An 18715-nucleotide genomic window follows, 5' to 3' on the forward strand; every position below is an offset into this window, starting at 1 on the left:
ACATGGAACGAAGAAGCTTCATAAAAACAACAGGGTTGGCTTTGGCAGGGTCGGCAATACATTTTTCTTTTTCTGAATCTGTTATAGAGGAAATTAATTTATACTTGATACAGGTTGATGCAAAGAGGGATTTTAGCCACGGATCTTGGAAAACAAGACAGCACGTTTTTATGAGTGTTCACAGTGGAGGAAAAATAGGATGGGCAGAAGCCAATCCTTCCCATAATAATGCCAATTTCGATTTTAAGAAGTGGGCCTCTTTCATGGAAATGTGTAAAGGGGAAACCGTCGCCGATGCCTTGCTAAGGTTGGAAAAATTATATGCTGAAGATTCCATAAAAAGAGGTCAAATTGAATTCGGACAAATGGCGCTATATGATCTTTTGGGGAAGCTGGAAAACAAAAGCGGACTTGAAATTTTGGGATATTTCGGAAGATCACCTGTAAATGCCCTTTACACGATTTTAGATAAAGACGTGGAAAAGGCGATTCTCAAATTGAAAGATTTACAGAAAGCTACCAAATTCAATGCGCTAAAAATTAAACTTTTCGGTAAGCTTGAACTGGATGAAAAACTAATAAAGGCAGTTCGAGATGAAATTCCCAACAATTGTTATCTGTTGGGCGATCCCAATAGAGGGTACAAAGGGGAAACCATTCCTTCTTTGATTTCTATTGTAACTAAGTTGAAAGAAGCCGGACTGGATGGTTTGGAAGATCCTTCAGAAATGACTGAGGAAGAATGGGTGCAACTTCAACAAGCTGTGCCAGCAATAGACTTGGTACCAGATCATCCGTTGAGGCCTGCCAAAAAAGCGCTCCATAGTTATAAAAAAGGGATGGGAAATCTGTATAATTTCCATCCAGAAACTATGGGGGATTGCAACGACTTAAAAAAACTTTTTCTCCAGATAAGAAAAGATGACCAAAAGATAATGGTGGGCGACGATAGCTTTGTGGGACCGGCCTGTAATTTTTGGCAACATATTGCCATTGGTATGAATGCTGAATGTTGTGAAGCTATTGAGAAACCTAATGAAAATGACATTTTTCAAAAAGTATTGGAACATAAACCTACGAAAGTTGATAGAAATGGGAAGGTTTCATTGGTGCCAGAAGCTGGATTTGGAATGTTTATTAATGAAAAGAAACTAAAAGGATTAGCACAGGGATATGCAAGTTTTTAAAATGATAGCGATGAATAATTGTAAGCAGTTTTGGTATGTTTTTTTGGTGTGTATTCTACTTCTTAACGGACTGAATGCGCAAACTATTAGTATAAACAGTGGCTGGAAGTTTCATAAAGGTGATTTGGAAGATATTTCAAATACTCAAACTGAAAACTGGGAACTGGTTAACCTTCCTCATTCTTGGAATAGTGAAGATGCTTTTGACGACGAAGATGGATTTTATCGTGGAACAGGGTGGTACCAAAAAAGTATTTTTATCAAAGAGACTTCCAAAAATCAACGATTGTTTATTTCTTTTGAAGGAGCCAATCAGGTTACGGGGGTTTTCGTAAATGGAATTGCTGTTGGAGAGCACAAAGGTGGCTATACAGGTTTCCGTTTTGATGTTACCGATGCCGTAGAGTTTGGAAAAGAAAATGTATTCAAGGTTAAAGTAGACAATAGTTTAAATGAAAACATTCCTCCACTTTCAGCTGATTTTACTTTTTATGGTGGAATTTATAGGGATGTGTATCTATCACATAAAAACCCAATTCACTTTAGTACTTATCAAGGTGCAGAGCATGTATTTGTTAATCAGGAATTGTCCAACGGAAAAGCGGTTCTTTCCATTGATGCGGGCGTAAGTAACCTTTCAAATGCTTCAGAAAGAATTGTTGTTGAAACCACTGTTTTCAATACAAATTGGGAAGAAATCGTAAGTGCTTCAGAAAAAATTAAAGTAGGTAAATCGGCAACAAAGGATTTAGAACAAAAATTGGTGTTGAAAAATCCAAAACTGTGGACTCCTGACCGGCCTTACCTTTATAATTTGGATACTGAAATTAAATCTGCTAACGGTGAAGTTCTAGATAGTTACAGGACAACTATTGGTGTTCGCAGCATTGCTTTGGATGACAATGGGATTTTTCTGCTAAATGGAAAACCTTTAAAGCTTGTTGGGACTAACAGGCATCAGGATTTTGAAGGTTTGGGGAATGCTTTGCCTAATCAATATCACGAGAATGATATAAAACCAGTAAAAGAAATGGGGGCTAATTTTATGCGTATGGCCCATTATCCTCATGATCCAAGAGTGTTGGAGATGTGCGATAAATATGGAATTTTGGTTTGGCAAGAAATTCCCATCGTAAATAGAATTACAGAAACGGATGCTTTTACGAAGAACAGCGAAACCATGCTTAAGGAAATGATTGCACAATACCGGAATCATCCTTCTATCGTGATGTGGGGTTTTATGAATGAAGTAATTCTTCGGCCGTTGGATGATGTAAAAGGGGATACCGTTAGAAGAAATGAATACTGGGGAAATATTTCAAAATTGACCAAGCATTTAAATTCGGTAGTCAAAAAAGAAGACCCTGCCCGACTTACGGTAATTGCCAATCACGACCGATACGATGCTTATGAAAGGATGGGCTTGAATAGTATTACCGATGTTATCGGTTATAATATTTATTACGGTTGGTACGGTGCGCGCTTTGAGGATTTGGATGATTTTACGGATAAAATTAAAAGGGATCATCCTGAAAAAGGTTATATTATTGCGGAATACGGTGCAGGAGCCGATCCCAGAATACATTCTTACGTCCCAGAACGCTTCGATTTTTCGATTGAATGGCAACAGCAATATCATGCCTATTATTTAAATCATATTTTGGAAAGCGATAAAGTTACGGGTGCTACCATTTGGAATTTAGCCGATTTTGGTTCGGAAGAAAGGGTAGATGCCGTCCCGAATATTAACAGCAAAGGGGTTTTAAATTTTGACAGAACTCCCAAAGATGTGTTTTACTTGTACAAGGCCGCATTAAATGAAGAGCCTTTGGTAAAAATTGCCAGCTCCGATTGGAATTACCGTGCAGGTGAAGGAATAGCAAGCAGTACTCAGGAAATAACGGTTTATTCCAATGCTAATGAGGTGGCATTATTTCATAACGGTAATAAAACAGCTACAAAGCCTACCGAATTTTATACAGCTACATTTGATGTGCCTTTTGTGAATGGAAAAAATGTTTTAAAAGCAGTTGCTACGATTAATGGTAAAACAACGGAAGACATTTTATCAATTGACTTTAATTTAATCCCTGAGAATTTAAAGACTGCGGATTTACCCAACGATTTTCAGTTAAAAGTAAATGTGGGGTCGCCATTTTATTTTGTGGATCCTGCTGCAAAGGAAATTTGGCTTCCTGAAAAAGCCTATACTAAAAATAGTCACGGATACCTTGGCGGAACTAAATATCAACGACAAAGTTGGAATAGCAAAAAATTAGGGAGCGATCAGTCCATTGCATTGACCAATTTAGACCCGCTTTACCAAACCATGCGTGATAGCATTGAAGGATACAAGTTTGATGTCCCGAAAGGACGTTATGAAATTACGTTGCATTTCGCAGAATTGTACAGCAAAAAGCCAAGTAAAGAACTGGTGTATAACTTAGGCGATGATGCCGCCAGTGCTGTGGCCAAAGAAGACCGTACTTTTAACGTATTGGTAAATAATAAAGAATACCTGCATCATTTTAGTCCAATAAAAAACCATGGTGAATTCACACCCATCGTTGAAAAGATGGAGGTTTTTGTAGGTGATGATGAAGGGATTTCCATCGATTTCCAAAGTAAAAAAATCGGAGCGATTTTGAATGCAATTGAATTACGAAAAATTAACTGATCACATGATGAAAAAACTAGCAACTATATTTCTTGCTGCAATTTTGCTTTTTAGCTGCAAGCAAGAAGCCGAAAAGAAGGAAACTTCCGAAGAAAATAAAAAAACGAATGTTCTACTTATCGTAGCGGATGATCTTGGCGAAGAGGTTGGATGTTACGGAGATCCGTTTGCGATTACTCCAAACATGGATAAATTTGCTTCAGAAGGATTGCAATTTACGAATGCGTACGTTACCCAAGCTTCTTGCAGTCCGTCCAGAAGTAGTATTTTAACAGGGTTGTATCCGCATCAGAACGGGCAAGTCGGACTCTCACATTTGGGGATTTCAATGAACAAACAATACCCCAGTTTGTTTTCTATTTTGAAAGGAAATGGCTACCGAACGGGAATAATTGGAAAATTGCATGTAGAACCTTATGCCTCTTTTCCGTATGATTATGGAATGGGCGGTTTCGATACGAATGACGTGATGCTTTCCAAAGAACAATTAACAGTAAATGTGATTAACGAAGACGGAAAAGAAGTTGTTGAAAAGGAAAAATTCACCCGTTTTCATATGCCTGCTGTAGCAGATTCTGCAAGTGCTTTTATTGATCGCGGAAAGGAGAAGCCTTTTTTCTTAATGTTAAACTTTTTAGACCCACATCGACCTTTTAAGAATCGAATTAACGGACATCCGAAAAAGATGCTTTCTGCGGAAGACATAGAAATTCCGAAATATTTTTCAAAAGACTCCGATGTTTCCATGGAAGAAGTGGTGGGTTATTACAACGGCGTAACAAGATTTGATGAAGGCTTAGGCTATGTTTTGGAAATGTTGGACAAAAAAGGAATTAGGGATAATACATTGATTATTGTTTTAGGAGATCACGGTGCACCATTGGATCGTGCCAAAACAACATCTTATGAAGCTGGTTTACGAATCCCGATGTTGGTGCAGTTTCCAGATAACAAATATTCTGGGATGAAAAATGAAACTTTTGTTTCTACACTGGATATTTTGCCAACCATTTTGGACCAACTGAATATTAATGAGTTGCCAAAAGATGCACAAGGGATTTCATGGTTACAATTATTGGATAATAAAGTGAAACCGAGAACCTATATCGCTGGAGAATACACGCAGCATCTACCAGAGCATCTTTTTCCGCAGCGAACCATCAGGGAAGGGGATTTTAAACTTATTTACAATCCGATGGCGTCTTTTTACAAGGAGAATTTTAAGGCACCCAAGAATACAACAAAATATGATTTGGTTAAACGCTATAAAGAGTATGCTGCTTATGAAACCTTTGAGTTGTACGACTTAAGTAAAGATCCGCATGAGTTCAATAACATAGCAGAGGATCCTGTGTACCAAAATCAGCTAGCTTCTTTAACTAGTATTCTTAAAGATTGGCAAAGAGGAACAGATGATCCATTGCTGAAGGAGTCATATCAAGAAGAAATTAAAAAAGAGATTAAGAAATATATTGATACTAATTTTTAGTCACTATGTCGCCACTTAAAAGAAGGAAGTTTTTAAAAAATCTAAGTCTCACGGTGCCATTCATTTCTACGCCATTTGGTAGCGTTTTTGCCAATGAGTCTTTGGGTGTTTTTAACGAGGTTCAAAAAAGCGATTCTTTCTCTTATGATTTTAAGGGCAAAAACGATCGTATTTGGATTGGTAATGATTTTTTAACCAAACCTTTGGAAGATTGGCGGCAGCAAGACGGAAAGCTCACTTTTACGGGTGCAGGAAATGAAGGCAGTGTTTATGTGCTTACCCATGTGCTAACTGGGCTGGAAGGAAACTTCAAGATGCAGGCCAGTTTAGGATTAAAGAACGTTTCCGAAGAAGGTATAGTTGGTTTTTCGCTAGGCGTTCAAGATAAAACGGATCCCAGTAGTATTAAAGCGGCTTGTTACCATGGAGAAGGACTGTTTGTTGGGGTTTCCACGAGTGGAAAAGCGATCTTGGGAGAAAAGGAAATAAAGCTTCCTAATGACTTCAGTTTTGAGCGTTTTACCATTAAAATTGAAGTCAGCAATGCCAATTCCCGCACTAAATTGGCAATGAATGTTATTGACGGTAACGGATTGGAGTCTACTATTGAAGAGCAATTGGATACTCCGTTAAAAGGATTAGTGGCACTTCAAAATGGAACCAAAAAAATAGCAGGTGTTCCCTTGTCCGTGGAAAACCTTTCAATGGAAGGAACGATGCTGGAATCGGTTCCAGAAAATAGTTTTGGTCCGATTCTTTGGTCTATGTACACCTTGTCTAACAACATCTTAAAAATTACTGCACAGTTGCCACCAATAGGCGAGAAGGATAGCCAAAAAGTACAGCTTTATTTATCTCAAAACAGGAAATGGAAAAAGGCCGCTTCTGCTACCATCGATACCGATGCTTACACTGCTATTTTCAGTATTGATGATTGGAATGCTTCTGAAGAAGTTCCCTATAAATTAGTGTATAAAATTGATGGGGAGCGTCATGAATATAAAGGCACCATAGCAAATGAACCCAAAAATGAAATTCTAAAATTTGGAGCACTCACTTGCCAACATTACGATGCTTATCCATATCGACCTTTGGTAGAGAATTTGGAGAAAAGCAATCCAGACATGCTTTATTTTTCAGGGGATCAGTTGTACGAATATAATGGCGGATATCACATGAAAAGGGAGCCGGAAGATATGTCCATTTTAAGTTATTTAGGCAAATGGTATATGTTTGGTTGGGCTTTTGGTAATTTGATGAAAAATAGACCAACTATTTGCACGCCAGACGATCATGATGTTTTCCAAGGTAATTTATGGGGGGAAAACGGTGAGTTGATTTCTTTGGAAGACTGGAAAAAAAGTCGCGATGCGCATGGAGGTTTTGTTCAAACGCCCAAAATGGTTAACGTGGTAAATAAAACCCAGTGTGGACATTTGCCTGCGCCTTTTAATAAAGAAAAGTTACCTTCTGGAATGACTACTTGGTATACCGACATAAATTATGGTGGTATGAGTTTTGCCGTTATAAGTGACCGAATATTCAAATCTGGGCCTGAGATAATAAGAAAAGGGGATGGACGTATAGACCATATAAAGAAAAGACTTTCGCCAAATGAGCTTGAATCAAACGAGCTTAGTTTTTTAGGTGAAAACCAAATGGAATTTTTAGAGAAATGGGTAGAGGATTGGCAAAACGTATCCATGAAAGTATTATTGAGTCAAACACTCTTTGCCAATGTGGGAACGCACCACGGGAATGAAAAGCAATTTCTGCACGGGGATATGGATTCTGGCGGATGGCCAAAACAGCAAAGGGACGAAGTGTTGCGACTTATTCGTAAAGCCAATGCTTTTCATATTAATGGCGATCAGCATTTACCTTTCATGGTGAAATATGCCATCGACGAATCCCAAGACGCCGGATGGACTTTCTGCTCTCCTGCAATCTCCACAGGATATCCACGTTGGGGACAGCCCGACTTGGTGAATATTCCATACACTAACCGCCCTGCGCACAACTTGCCAAATACAGGGAACTACAGGGACGTTTTTGGAAATGATAATTTTATTTATGCCGTTGGGAATCCGGATGATGATTTTTCTGAAGAGTCGAATAGATACAAAAAAGCACAAAAGAAAGCCTCTGGATACGGACTCGTAAGTTTCAACACAAAAGACCGAACTATAAAAATGGAGGCCATACGGTTTTTAGCTAATTTGGAGTTGGATAAACCAGAGCAAAATACCTATCCAGGCTGGCCGTTAACCATTCATCAATTGGATAATGATGGAAGAAAAGCTGTGGGATACTTACCAATACTTAATTTTAAAAAGGTAAATAGTTTATTGAAAATTTATCATCAAGAGACTGGAGAATTGATTCAAGCGATACGGGTAAGCGGAAATGAGTTTAAACCAAAAGTATTTGAACTTGGAATGTACACTTTGGTAATAGGCGAAGTTTCCGAAGAAAAAAAGATTACCGATGTCAACATAACAAATGACCCTAATGAGATATTGGAGTGTTAAATTTTATAACTAGCTCAAACTAAAAGTAGTACCGTCTTTTCCGTCTTTTAATTGAACACCTAGTGCAGCCAGTTCATCCCTAATTTTATCGGAAGTAGCAAAATCTTTATTGGCTCTTGCTTCTGCGCGAAGTTGGATGAGTAATTCTATAGTGCCGCCTAATTTATCAGAAGAGGTGTCTTGCGTATTTCTTTCATCTTGGAGTCCGAGTACATCAAAAACAAAGGCATGCATCGTTCCTTTAAGAATATTCAAATCTTCTTTGGTGATGGTGGCTTTATCTTCTTTTATAAGATTGATTTGTTTTACGGCATCAAAAAGGTGAGCGATAAGAATCGGACTGTTGAAATCATCGTTCATTGCTTCATAGCAGCGATCTTTCCACGCTTGGGCATCAAACGAAGAAGTGCTTGCAGTTTTCAAACCATCCAAATTATTAATGGCTTCCATAAGTCGATTAAATCCTTTTTCCGAAGCCAATAAAGCATCATTACTAAAATCCAAGATACTTCTATAATTTGCCTGAAGCATAAAAAATCGTGTAACGGAAGGCGAATAAGGCTTGTCTAAAATATCGTTATTACCCGTAAAAATTTCGTTTGGTAAGATATTGTTTCCGGTAGATTTAGCCATTTTTTTACCATTTAAGGTAAGCAAGTTGGCGTGCATCCAGTAATTAACTGGGCTTTGACCCGTAGAGGCTTCCGCTTGCGCAATTTCACATTCATGATGAGGAAATTTTAAATCCATTCCTCCACCATGAATATCAAAGTGTTCTCCCAAATACTTTGTGCTCATTGTGGTACACTCTAAGTGCCAGCCAGGAAAACCATCGCCCCAAGGTGAAGGCCAACGCATAATATGTTGAGGTTCTGCTTTTTTCCAAAGAGCAAAATCCTGTGGATTTTTCTTTTCAGATTGCCCAGCGGTTTCGCGGGTGTTATGGATAAGGTCTTCTACTTTTCGCTTGCTTAATTTACCGTATTCATTGGTTTCGTTAAACTTAAGCACATCAAAATAAACGGAGCCATTCACCACATAAGCAAAACCGTTTTCAATAATCTCTTTAATCACCTCAATTTGCTCAATAATATGTCCGGTAGCCGTTGGCTCGATGCTCGGCGGAAGGTTATTGAATTTATTCAAGGTATTGTGGAAATCAACCGTATATTTTTGAACCACTTCCATCGGTTCGATTTGTTCTAAACGTGCCTTTTTAGCAATTCTATCTTCACCGCTGTCTGCATCATTTTCAAGGTGACCGGCATCAGTAATATTTCTAACGTAACGAACTTTATAACCTAGATGTTTTAGGTATCTAAAAACCAAATCAAAAGACATAAAAGTCCTAACATTACCCAAATGCACATTACTGTAAACCGTAGGTCCGCAGACATACATACCAACGTAGCCTTCTGTAATGGGTTTGAATACTTCTTTTTCTCCGGTAATTGAATTGTATATCTTTAGTTCGTTAGTTTGATAAAGTTGCATTTTTGTTGTTAGGTGCTTAACGATTGTTGAATTATTTTTTTGGAAAAGTTTCGTTCAGCAGAAACTAAAATTGAGTATCTAGTTTGATGTAGTCTAAGAACTCTCTACGAACAGCTGGGTCTTTAAATTTACCACCAAATTCTGAAGTAACCGTACTACTTTCAATATCCCTGATTCCTCTTGAATTTACACATAAATGTTTTGCATCGATTACGCAGGCAACGTCTTTTGTGCCTAAAACATTTTGTAATTCCTGCACTACTTGCATGGTCATACGTTCTTGTACTTGCGGACGTTTCGCAAAATAATCAACAATTCTGTTCATTTTAGAAAGACCTACAACAGTGCCGTTAGAGATATAGGCAATATGTGCACGGCCAACAATAGGTAACAAGTGGTGCTCACAGGTAGAATAAACAGTAATGTTTTTTTCTACCAACATTTCACCGTACTTGTATTTGTTGGAGAATGTAGAGGCTTTAGGTTTTCTGTCAGGATGTAGACCGGCAAAAATTTCTTTTACAAACATTTTTGCTACTCGGCGTGGAGTTCCACGAAGGCTATCATCAGTCAAATCCAACCCTAAAGTCTCCATAATATTGTAAACCTGAGCTTCGATATGTTCTATTTTTTCATCGTCTGCCATGTCAAATGCGTCCGCTCTTAACGGCGTTTCAGCAGCAGATGACGCGTGATCATTCCCTATTTCTTCAAAGTGATCTTCTAAAGCTTTATCTATTTTCATGCTTTTAAAATATTTTTTTTAAAAATAACCAACTATATTAGGTGCTTCAACGTATAATTATAAACCTTGATGATTATCAATAAAAAAATTGACAGCAAAGATACGTATTTATAACCTATTAGCGTTAACTAAATGGTAACTTGCCACTAATTTATTTAATAAACTTTTTTAAACTATACTAATGAAGAACATTGCCCCGATTCTCTTAGTTGTAATTTTTGTTGGAACCTTTCAAAACTACGCACAATCTATTTCTCCAGATTGTATTGATGCTATTCCTATTTGTAAAGATATTTTAAATAGCGGTACCATAGAAGGTATTGGTACAGATGATTTTAATGGCGCACTGAACAGCGGTTGTTTGTTGCAAGGCCAGAATAACGCTGTAGAGTCTAACTCGGTTTGGTTTCGTTTTACGGCCACAGCAACAGGACAACTTGGTTTTAATATCCTACCAAACACTCGAGGAGAAGATCTGGATTTTGCGGTGTATGGCCCGAATCCTGTTTGTGGAAGCTTAGGAAATCCCATTGGTAATGACGGCACGGTAGTAAACTGTGGTGTTTCTAACATTGTGCAAGATTTCTTTAACGATAACGATTACACAGGAGTAGGTATTAATCCAGCTACTGGAGACCAAAGTGTGACATATGCGCCTTATATGCAAGTGCAAGAAGGAGAGGAATATTTGCTTTTGGTAAACAATTATTTTGGTGAATCGGATGGTTTTTCCTTAGAATTTACGGGAAATGTTTTTACTGCTTCTCAAAGTGTTTTGGATTGTTCGGAAGTACCCGATTTGCTTCAAGAGCCGGAAGAGGTTTTGTGTGAAGGTGATGTACAAACGTTAGATGGTACTTTCGCTCCGGCTACTAACTATAGATGGTACGTGGATGATACTCCCGATGATGGAACTGATAATTTTAATTTAATTGCGGGGCAGAACAGTGCTACTTTAGACGTTACGCAAACAGGTATTTACAGGGTTGAAGCAATATATCCGCAGGGCTATTCAGAATACGATGATGTTTTTGTTGAGTTTTTACCGGTTCAAGATCCAATTATTACCAATATTGACTTAGTGGAATTTTCAAACAATAATATCATTGATATAACCGTTGAAAATCCGGAGGAATACGAATTTCAGTTGAATGATGGTGATTTTCAGGAAACAGGGTATTTTACCAATGTTCCTGTTGGTTTAAATACGGTTACTATTAATCATTTAAGTGAATGCGGAACATTGGAAGAGGAAATCATGGTTTCTGGATATCCAAAGTTCTTTACTCCTAATGGAGATGGTATTCACGATACTTGGAATGTAGTTGGCTTAGACATGAACACCACTGGGCGGGTATACATTTTTGACCGATACGGAAAACTATTAAAGCAGCTGTATACCACTTCCCAAGGCTGGGACGGTACTTTTAATGGTACGCCCATGCCAGCCACTGATTATTGGTTTAAAGTGGAATTTATAGATGATAGCAATGAAGAAAAAATATATAAAAGTAACTTTACGTTGAAACGTTAACCCCTAAACAGATACTTCATTTACTTAGTGTGATGTAAAGCCTTTTAGAAGGCTATTCGATTTGATGCTTTGCTGTGAAAGCTGGCAGTTGAGAATTGAGACAATTCACTTAAAATTAAAAATTGATGAAGGATCAAACTATTATACAAGAGATTACATTAAATATTTCTGCGGAAAAAGTATGGGGAGCCCTTACCGATCCCGATAAAATGAAAGATTGGTATTTTGATGTTCAAAACTATTCGTTGGAGCAGTTCAATGAATTTTACTTTTACGAACCAAACGGAACCAATTTTAAACATGTGTGCAGAATTTTGGAGATTATGCCGCAAAAAAGAATTCGCTACACATGGAAATATCCAGACTATTCAGATGGGATTTCGGTGGTAAGTTGGCAATTATCTACTGTCAAAAAGAATGTTACTCATGTAAAGCTTACGCATAGTGGCGTTGAGAATTTTGCTGATGCCGGCAGCGATCTCTCAAGGGACAACTTTGTTGCGGGATGGAAAGAAATTGTGAACAAGGCACTTCCAGCGTATCTAAAGAAACAAATGGTGGGGTAGTTGTTTTTAAAATTGATATCTTTAGCCGTGTATAACAACCAAGCAACATAAATAATGCTCATTTCAAAAAAAGTTAACCTCTATAGGATTTTTAGTGGTACATGGCGCTATTTTTTAACGGAAATAATTGCTTGTGTTTTGGCGTATTTCTTTTTTCGGTATATCGATTCCTTGCAGATTTTTGATACGATTGTAATCAATAGCATTATACCTACAATTTTAGGTACCGCTTTGGCATTTTTTATAGGTTTCAACAACAATCAAGCTTACGATCGTTGGTGGGAGGCAAGGAAAATTTGGGGCGCTCTGGTAAACAATTCCAGAACATGGTGCAGACAGGTTTTGTTTTATATCGAAGATTTGAATGATGTAGATCCTACCGAAAAAAAGATTTTGGTACATCGCCATATAGCTTTTGTGTATGCTTTAAATGAAAGTTTAAGGGATTCCAACGCGAAAGATTATAGAAAGTATCTCTCGAAGAATGATATTGAAATTGCCGAAAAAGAATCTAATGTTCCCAATGCAATTCTAAATATACAAACTGAACACTTAAACGATTTGTACAAAAAGGGCGCGGTAGACGGATTTAAATTTATGGAACTTAACGAAATGCTTATCAATTTTTGTGATGAAATGGGCATGTCCGAAAGAATTAAAAATACAGTTTTTCCAACGACTTACAATTTCTATACCCGCTTGTTTATATGGATTTTTATTGTGTGTGTTACCTGGTCTTCAGTAGACGACATGGGGGCTTGGTCGATAATTGCGGGTATTTTGGTGGGTTATATTTTCTTAACTACACACAAGATTGGGATGGCTCTCTTAAATCCATTTGAAAATATTCCAACGGGTGTCTCTTTAGACCAGATTACGAGAACTATTGAAATTAATCTTTTGGAAGCCCTTAAAGAAAAAGATATACCCGAGCCTTTAGCTTCGGTAAATGGCGAATACATTATGTGATTTTTCTTCGGAATTAAAACCGTTTCCAATGGAAGACAATAAATTAAAAGAAATAGAAGCCCAACTTCGATGTCCGTCTGGGAGTGGGGGAGTAGATATGGGGAATGAAATGTACCGAAGTAACCTTGGGATGATTGCCAAGGCTATTGAAGCGGTATCGCCTGAAAAAGATGATACAATTTTAGAATTGGGTCATGGAAATGCTAGACATTTATCCTTTTTGTTTTCGATGCAAAAAGCCGTGAAATATTTCGGATTGGATATTTCTGAAACCATGCATCATGAAGCTTTAAAGAATTCAAAAGAGTTCAATGAAGCCACATCGTTCAAATTATATGACGGCGGGGAACTTCCTTGCAAAGATGCTTTGTTTGATAAAATTTTCACGGTAAACACCATTTATTTCTGGGAAAACCCATTGGGTATGTTGAAAGAGCTCAGAAGGGTTTTAAAACCCAGCGGACAATTGGCTATTGCATTTGCCCAACAAGAATTTATGGAAAAATTGCCGTTTGTTGGAAAATCTTTCACTTTATACAGCACTACTTCGCTTAAGGAATTGATTCAAAAATCACCTTTTGAAATTAAAAACATTCTTGAGGAATCGGAAACCATAAAATCCAAAACAGGCGAGATTTTTACTCGGAATTATGCTGTGTTTTTATTGAACTGAAAAGGTTAAACTACAGTAATATATGAATAAAGTGGATCTTAAATTTTCTTTATTTTCTAATCTCTATTCTTTTCTCTAAAAAATTATAAATTAAATGTAATAGATGCAGTGATATTTGTGTTCTTATTGTCTATTGCAGCAGTGGACGTAAGTCCTGTATCGTATAATTGAACATTGTATTCTCTCTGCATCTGACTAAAACCAAGATCGAAACGTGTAGGTCCGAAGTTATAGCCTAAACCAAAGGAATATCCCATTAAATCGCCCATGGTAAATTCGTTTTTATAAGGACTGCCTTCATATCGATAACCGCCTCTTAAACTTAGATTTTTAATTCGATATTCCCCACCAACACGAATGGTGGAAACAGCTTGAAATTCGTTGCTTATGGCTGCGTTTTCATCTGCAAAAAATGGATCTCGGCTGGGTCTTAATTCGGCATTAGACATATCCTGGTAGCTGTAGTCCGCACTTATAAGTCCGTGACGGCCAAAAATAAAGGCCAAACTACCGCTGTATTTCCCAGGGATGTAAATATCATAGCTTGGGAAAAATTGAGTTGAATTAGGGGTTGCTTCAGAATAGGATGGTTCAGCATCATTAGGATCAGCAAAAAAGTCACTATTGATGGACTGGAATAATTCATCTGTCATATTATACCAAGTAGGGGATTGGTAGCTTGCTCCTAGACGCATAAAATCATTCAGCTTTGCGATAGCTCCTAAGTTAAATGAAAATCCGTTTCCGTAGGTGAATAAATCGTTATCGAATTGTACGTATTGCAATTTCGAATTTGAATCGTATCCAAACTCATCAAATTGTGTGATTCTTCTTCGTTCAATTCCGTGGAAATTGAAATTTACACCGAGATACAGACTTTCCTCGTATTGAGAGGCAAAGTTTAAGGTGTATCTATTATCGCTTCCTGAGGAAATAACCAATTGCTCTTGATTTATTCCGTTGGAAAAAGTGGCGTTGGAAATATAGTTGGTTTCATCGGGATTATCTGGCGTAGCTGGATCGATTATGAAATTTTGATAGCCCAAAAAACCTTGCTGGGCGCTATAACCTAAATCTCTACCAATGTTAATGTAGGCTTCGGTTATAGATTCTCCAATTCGTGTGTTTAAATCATCAACAGTGGTTCCTCTGGCGTTATTTACAAAGAAGTCCGCAATCGAAGTGTTTCCAGTACCGACTGCAAGATATTCATTTTCAAAATTGTTGCTTAGCTCATAATTAAAGGCCATGCTAAACTTTTTCCAAGGAGAGTTTTGGTTGCCATTTTTAAAAACCATCGCTCCACCAATTTGATTTATTCTGAATTTATTTAAGTCGGTATCACTGGCCCCGTTAAAATAATTGGTAGCATTTTTCACATTATAATTAGTGGCTGAAATCGTAAACACTGTATTGTTGAAAACCGCAGACCCAGCAGGGTTTGCATTAATGGCAGACATGTCTCCACCCAATGCCCCAAAGGCTCCACTCATGGACTGGTAGCGCGCTGTACCATTTAAATTGTCGCTTCCGTAAAGTGCAACGTCATTTCGATTTTGACCAAAGGTTGCAACCGTCAGCAAGGATGCTGCCACTAATAAGAAATAATTTTTCATCTGTTCTTTTTTTATTTTTTTAAAAGGTCAGGCCTGCCTTGCCGGTAGGCAGGTGGGATTTACCATTCATTATTTAGTTAGTTCTATGATTAACCGTAATGATTCATTCCCTGATTCAGAATTAAATTGAAATGTGAAAAGAAACCGGGAAATATATAATTGATAAATCCCGGTAATATATTGTTAATTATCCGCCTCTTCTTGAAGAACCGCCGGAAGATCTTGAACCCCCTCCGGAAGACCTAGAATATGATCCGCTACTTCTACTGGATCCAGAAGATCTTGAATAAGATCCACTGCTTCTGCTTGAAGAGCTCGGTCTCGAGTAAGAACCACTACTTCTACTGGAAGAGCTTGGTCTTGAGTAAGAAGAATTACTTCTACTTCCCGATGAAGACCTAGAATACGTGGAATTTCTGCTCGATGAAGAAGATCTAGCATCACTTCCTCTAGAATATCCAGAAGATCTGCTGTAACCAGAACTTCTATCTACGCCAACTCTTGCGCTGTTAGAATATCCGCTTCTTCTTACAGTACTGCTACTTCTACTTTCTCCGACTCTAGAAGATCTAGAATACCCTCGAGAAGTTCTAGCGCTTGTACTGGTGCGTCTTATATTATCGTTTCGTCTAGCCACGGCTGAAGTTGTTCTACCGTAATAGCCTCGTCTAGAATTTGTATACGCATATCGATTTCCGTAGTAAGGGTGATATGGGCGATACCATCCTGGTCCATACCAAGGGTTGTAAGGTCCCCAACCGGCACCCCAGCCCCAACCAGCGCCCCAGCCCCAGCCGGCACCCCAGCCTACGCCCCATCCAGGGCCGTAAAATCCGCCTCCGTACCAAGGTCCCCAGAAAGGATCATACCATCCTCCCCAGCCGGCACCCCAGCCCCAACCAGCGCCGTAACCCCAGTTGTTGCTGTATACATTTACAATCGTCTTCTCAGGATTTTCTCCCCAACCTGGGTTTCCTTCCCTGTATTCAGAAGCGTAACTTTTTACAATATCGGTGCTGTCAACTTCCGCACTGGAATAACTGTCCACATCGGTAAAAACATCGTTTTGTTCTTGGTAGGCAATAGCGTTGTCCAACATTTGCGAACGACTACTAAAATAACTCTCATAGTCGGTTATGGCCAAGCCACTAGACTCAGTTTGTTCTCTTTCCTGTTGTCTGTTGTTATTGGTGTTGTTTGCATCATCGTAATAAACGATTTCATCATTATAGATTCCATCATTATCATAATAAGATGCTTGTTCATAAGAACCGCACGAAGCTGCAAGGATTCCAATAACAAAAACAGTTAAAAAGTGTATTGATTTTTTATGTATATGTAGTGTTTTCATCATTGCAAAAAATTATTGTTGAACATAGCAAAAATAGTTAGTTTTGTCAAACTATATTTTACATTTAACAAAGGTGCAACATTTGTGCCAAACTATATATAATGGGTAAGAATTTAACGAAACGAAGCGAAGATTATTCAAAATGGTATAACGAGTTGGTGATGAAGGCCGAACTTGCTGAAAATTCTGCGGTTAGAGGCTGTATGGTGATAAAACCTTACGGATATGCTATCTGGGAAAAAATGCAAGCACAGTTGGATAAGATGTTTAAGGAAACAGGACACGAGAATGCCTATTTTCCTCTTTTTATACCAAAATCCTATTTAAGTAAAGAGGCCGACCATATTGAGGGATTTGCTAAAGAATGTGCTGTTGTTACGCATTATCGATTGAAAAATGCTGAAGATGGAAGCGGAGTAGTAGTAGATCCTGACGCTAAACTGGAAGAAGAATTAATTGTAAGGCCTACATCTGAGACCATTATTTGGGATACTTACCGAAAGTGGGTACAATCCTACCGCGATTTACCTATTTTGGTAAATCAATGGGCGAATGTGGTTCGTTGGGAATTGAGAACACGAATGTTTTTAAGGACTGCTGAGTTTTTATGGCAGGAAGGTCATACCGCACACGAAACAAAGGAAGAAGCTATTGCAGAGGCAGAGCAGATGATGAATGTGTATGCGGATTTTGCTGAAAATTTTATGGGAGTTCCTGTAATTAAAGGAGTGAAAACGGATAGCGAGCGTTTTGCAGGTGCTTTAGAGACCTATTGTATCGAAGCTTTGATGCAAGATGGAAAAGCATTGCAAGCCGGAACTTCGCACTTTTTAGGACAGAATTTTGCTAAAGCGTTTGATGTAAAGTTTGCCAATAAGGAAGGAAAGCAAGATTACGTTTGGGCAACTTCTTGGGGAGTTTCCACTAGGTTGATGGGCGCTTTAATAATGACACATAGTGATGATAACGGTTTAGTGTTGCCACCTAAATTGGCGCCTATTCAAGTAGTGATTGTTCCTATTTATAAAGGAGAGGAACAATTGGATGCCATTAGTGAACGCGTGGAACCTTTGGTAAAAGAATTGCGCGCAAAAGGCATTTCGGTAAAATTTGATAATAGGGATACGCATAAGCCTGGTTGGAAGTTTAATGAGTATGAGTTGAAAGGTGTACCCGTGCGATTGGCTATTGGAATGCGGGACATGGAGAACAATACATTTGAAGTTGCAAGAAGAGATACCCTTTCAAAGGAAGTTGTAGCGGCAGATTTGGTAGTAGATAAAATTGAAACACTTTTGGAAGAGATTCAAGAGAATGTCTTTAATAAAGCTCTTGAATATCGGGAGAGCCATATCACAAAAGTGGATACTTTTGAAGAATTTAAAGAATTGTTGGAGTCCAAGGGCGGATTTTTATCAGCACATTGGGATGGAACCGCAGAGACTGAAGATAAAATTAAAGAGCTAACAAAAGCTACAATTCGTTGTATTCCTTTGGATGCTGAAAAAGAATCTGGAAAATGTATTTATTCCGGAAAGCCTTCAAATCAGCGAGTTCTGTTTGCTAAGGCATATTGATGGAAAAAAAATCCAAAAAAAACTTTTCTAAGTATTGCATGATTTAAAAATAGTTGTATTTTTGCATCCGCAATTAAGAAAAAAACGGTCCGTTCGTCTAGGGGTTAGGACGCCAGGTTTTCATCCTGGTAACAGGGGTTCGATTCCCCTACGGACTACAAAGTAAAAGTTCAGTAAAATAAAAGCGGTTTTTTATCGCTGCTCGAAAGAGTAAATTGGTCCGTTCGTCTAGGGGTTAGGACGCCAGGTTTTCATCCTGGTAACAGGGGTTCGATTCCCCTACGGACTACAACAAAGTATAACAGG

At 38.2% G+C, this 18715-nt stretch carries 13 protein-coding genes and 2 tRNA genes; 11 read left to right on the forward strand and 4 right to left on the reverse strand.

Annotation, left to right across the window (positions count from 1 at the left end; translation table 11 throughout):
• Positions 1–2: 2 nt before the first annotated feature.
• From NDQ75_RS07085 to NDQ75_RS07100, 4 genes are read left to right on the forward strand one after another with little or no spacing between them, the layout of a single operon-like run.
• Positions 3–1187, forward strand: coding sequence for a mandelate racemase/muconate lactonizing enzyme family protein (locus NDQ75_RS07085; protein WP_202026762.1), 1185 nt, complete (start codon positions 3–5; stop codon positions 1185–1187).
• 10 nt (positions 1188–1197) lie between these two features.
• Complete coding sequence (locus tag NDQ75_RS07090) at positions 1198–3864, forward strand: glycoside hydrolase family 2 TIM barrel-domain containing protein (protein WP_202026763.1); 2667 nt, start codon at positions 1198–1200, stop codon at positions 3862–3864.
• 4 nt (positions 3865–3868) lie between these two features.
• Positions 3869–5353: a sulfatase family protein gene (locus NDQ75_RS07095; RefSeq protein WP_202026764.1), complete on the forward strand. Its 1485-nt coding sequence runs from the start codon at positions 3869–3871 to the stop codon at positions 5351–5353.
• 53 nt (positions 5354–5406) lie between these two features.
• Positions 5407–7884, forward strand: a complete 2478-nt coding sequence (locus NDQ75_RS07100; protein WP_251762022.1) for an alkaline phosphatase D family protein — start codon at positions 5407–5409, stop codon at positions 7882–7884.
• A 9-nt stretch (positions 7885–7893) separates the two neighbouring features.
• On the opposite strand, the gene cysS is transcribed toward NDQ75_RS07100, so the two are convergent.
• Both cysS and folE read right to left on the reverse strand, forming a co-directional pair.
• Positions 7894–9378, reverse strand: a complete 1485-nt coding sequence (gene cysS, locus NDQ75_RS07105; RefSeq protein WP_202026766.1) for a cysteine--tRNA ligase — start codon at positions 9376–9378, stop codon at positions 7894–7896.
• 64 nt (positions 9379–9442) lie between these two features.
• A complete protein-coding gene (gene folE / locus NDQ75_RS07110) occupies positions 9443–10123 on the reverse strand; it encodes a GTP cyclohydrolase I FolE (protein ID WP_202026767.1) in 681 nt (226 codons plus the stop codon).
• 181 nt (positions 10124–10304) lie between these two features.
• Here folE and NDQ75_RS07115 point away from each other — a divergent pair, with 181 nt between their 5' ends.
• The 4 genes from NDQ75_RS07115 to NDQ75_RS07130 all read left to right on the forward strand — a co-directional run bounded on the left by NDQ75_RS07115 (position 10305) and on the right by NDQ75_RS07130 (position 13865).
• A complete protein-coding gene (locus tag NDQ75_RS07115) occupies positions 10305–11657 on the forward strand; it encodes a T9SS type B sorting domain-containing protein (protein ID WP_202026768.1) in 1353 nt (450 codons plus the stop codon).
• Positions 11658–11782: 125 nt separating this feature from the next.
• Entirely contained in the window at positions 11783–12223 is a 441-nt protein-coding gene (locus NDQ75_RS07120) for an SRPBCC family protein (RefSeq protein ID WP_202026769.1), read from the forward strand.
• A 54-nt stretch (positions 12224–12277) separates the two neighbouring features.
• Positions 12278–13192: a bestrophin family protein gene (locus tag NDQ75_RS07125; RefSeq protein WP_202026770.1), complete on the forward strand. Its 915-nt coding sequence runs from the start codon at positions 12278–12280 to the stop codon at positions 13190–13192.
• A 28-nt stretch (positions 13193–13220) separates the two neighbouring features.
• On the forward strand, positions 13221–13865 hold the full coding sequence (locus tag NDQ75_RS07130; protein ID WP_202026771.1) for a class I SAM-dependent methyltransferase: 645 nt from the start codon (positions 13221–13223) through the stop codon (positions 13863–13865).
• 83 nt (positions 13866–13948) lie between these two features.
• Here NDQ75_RS07130 and NDQ75_RS07135 read toward each other — a convergent pair whose 3' ends face one another.
• Complete coding sequence (locus NDQ75_RS07135) at positions 13949–15481, reverse strand: OmpP1/FadL family transporter (protein WP_202026772.1); 1533 nt, start codon at positions 15479–15481, stop codon at positions 13949–13951.
• 187 nt (positions 15482–15668) lie between these two features.
• Positions 15669–16835 (reverse strand): hypothetical protein, encoded by a 1167-nt coding sequence (locus NDQ75_RS07140; RefSeq protein WP_202026773.1) that lies wholly within the window; start codon positions 16833–16835, stop codon positions 15669–15671.
• A gap of 98 nt (positions 16836–16933) precedes the next feature.
• On the opposite strand from NDQ75_RS07140, the gene proS reads away from it, so the two are divergent.
• From proS to NDQ75_RS07155, 3 genes are all read left to right on the forward strand, one after another.
• Complete coding sequence (proS, locus tag NDQ75_RS07145; protein ID WP_202026774.1) at positions 16934–18409, forward strand: proline--tRNA ligase; 1476 nt, start codon at positions 16934–16936, stop codon at positions 18407–18409.
• A gap of 86 nt (positions 18410–18495) precedes the next feature.
• Positions 18496–18567 (forward strand) — tRNA-Glu (locus tag NDQ75_RS07150).
• Between the two features lie 59 nt (positions 18568–18626).
• Positions 18627–18698, forward strand: a tRNA-Glu gene (locus NDQ75_RS07155).
• The last annotated feature ends 17 nt before the right edge of the window (positions 18699–18715 follow it).

The organism is Galbibacter mesophilus (genome assembly GCF_023721415.1).
In the GTDB taxonomy this organism is placed as follows: domain Bacteria; phylum Bacteroidota; class Bacteroidia; order Flavobacteriales; family Flavobacteriaceae; genus Galbibacter; species Galbibacter mesophilus.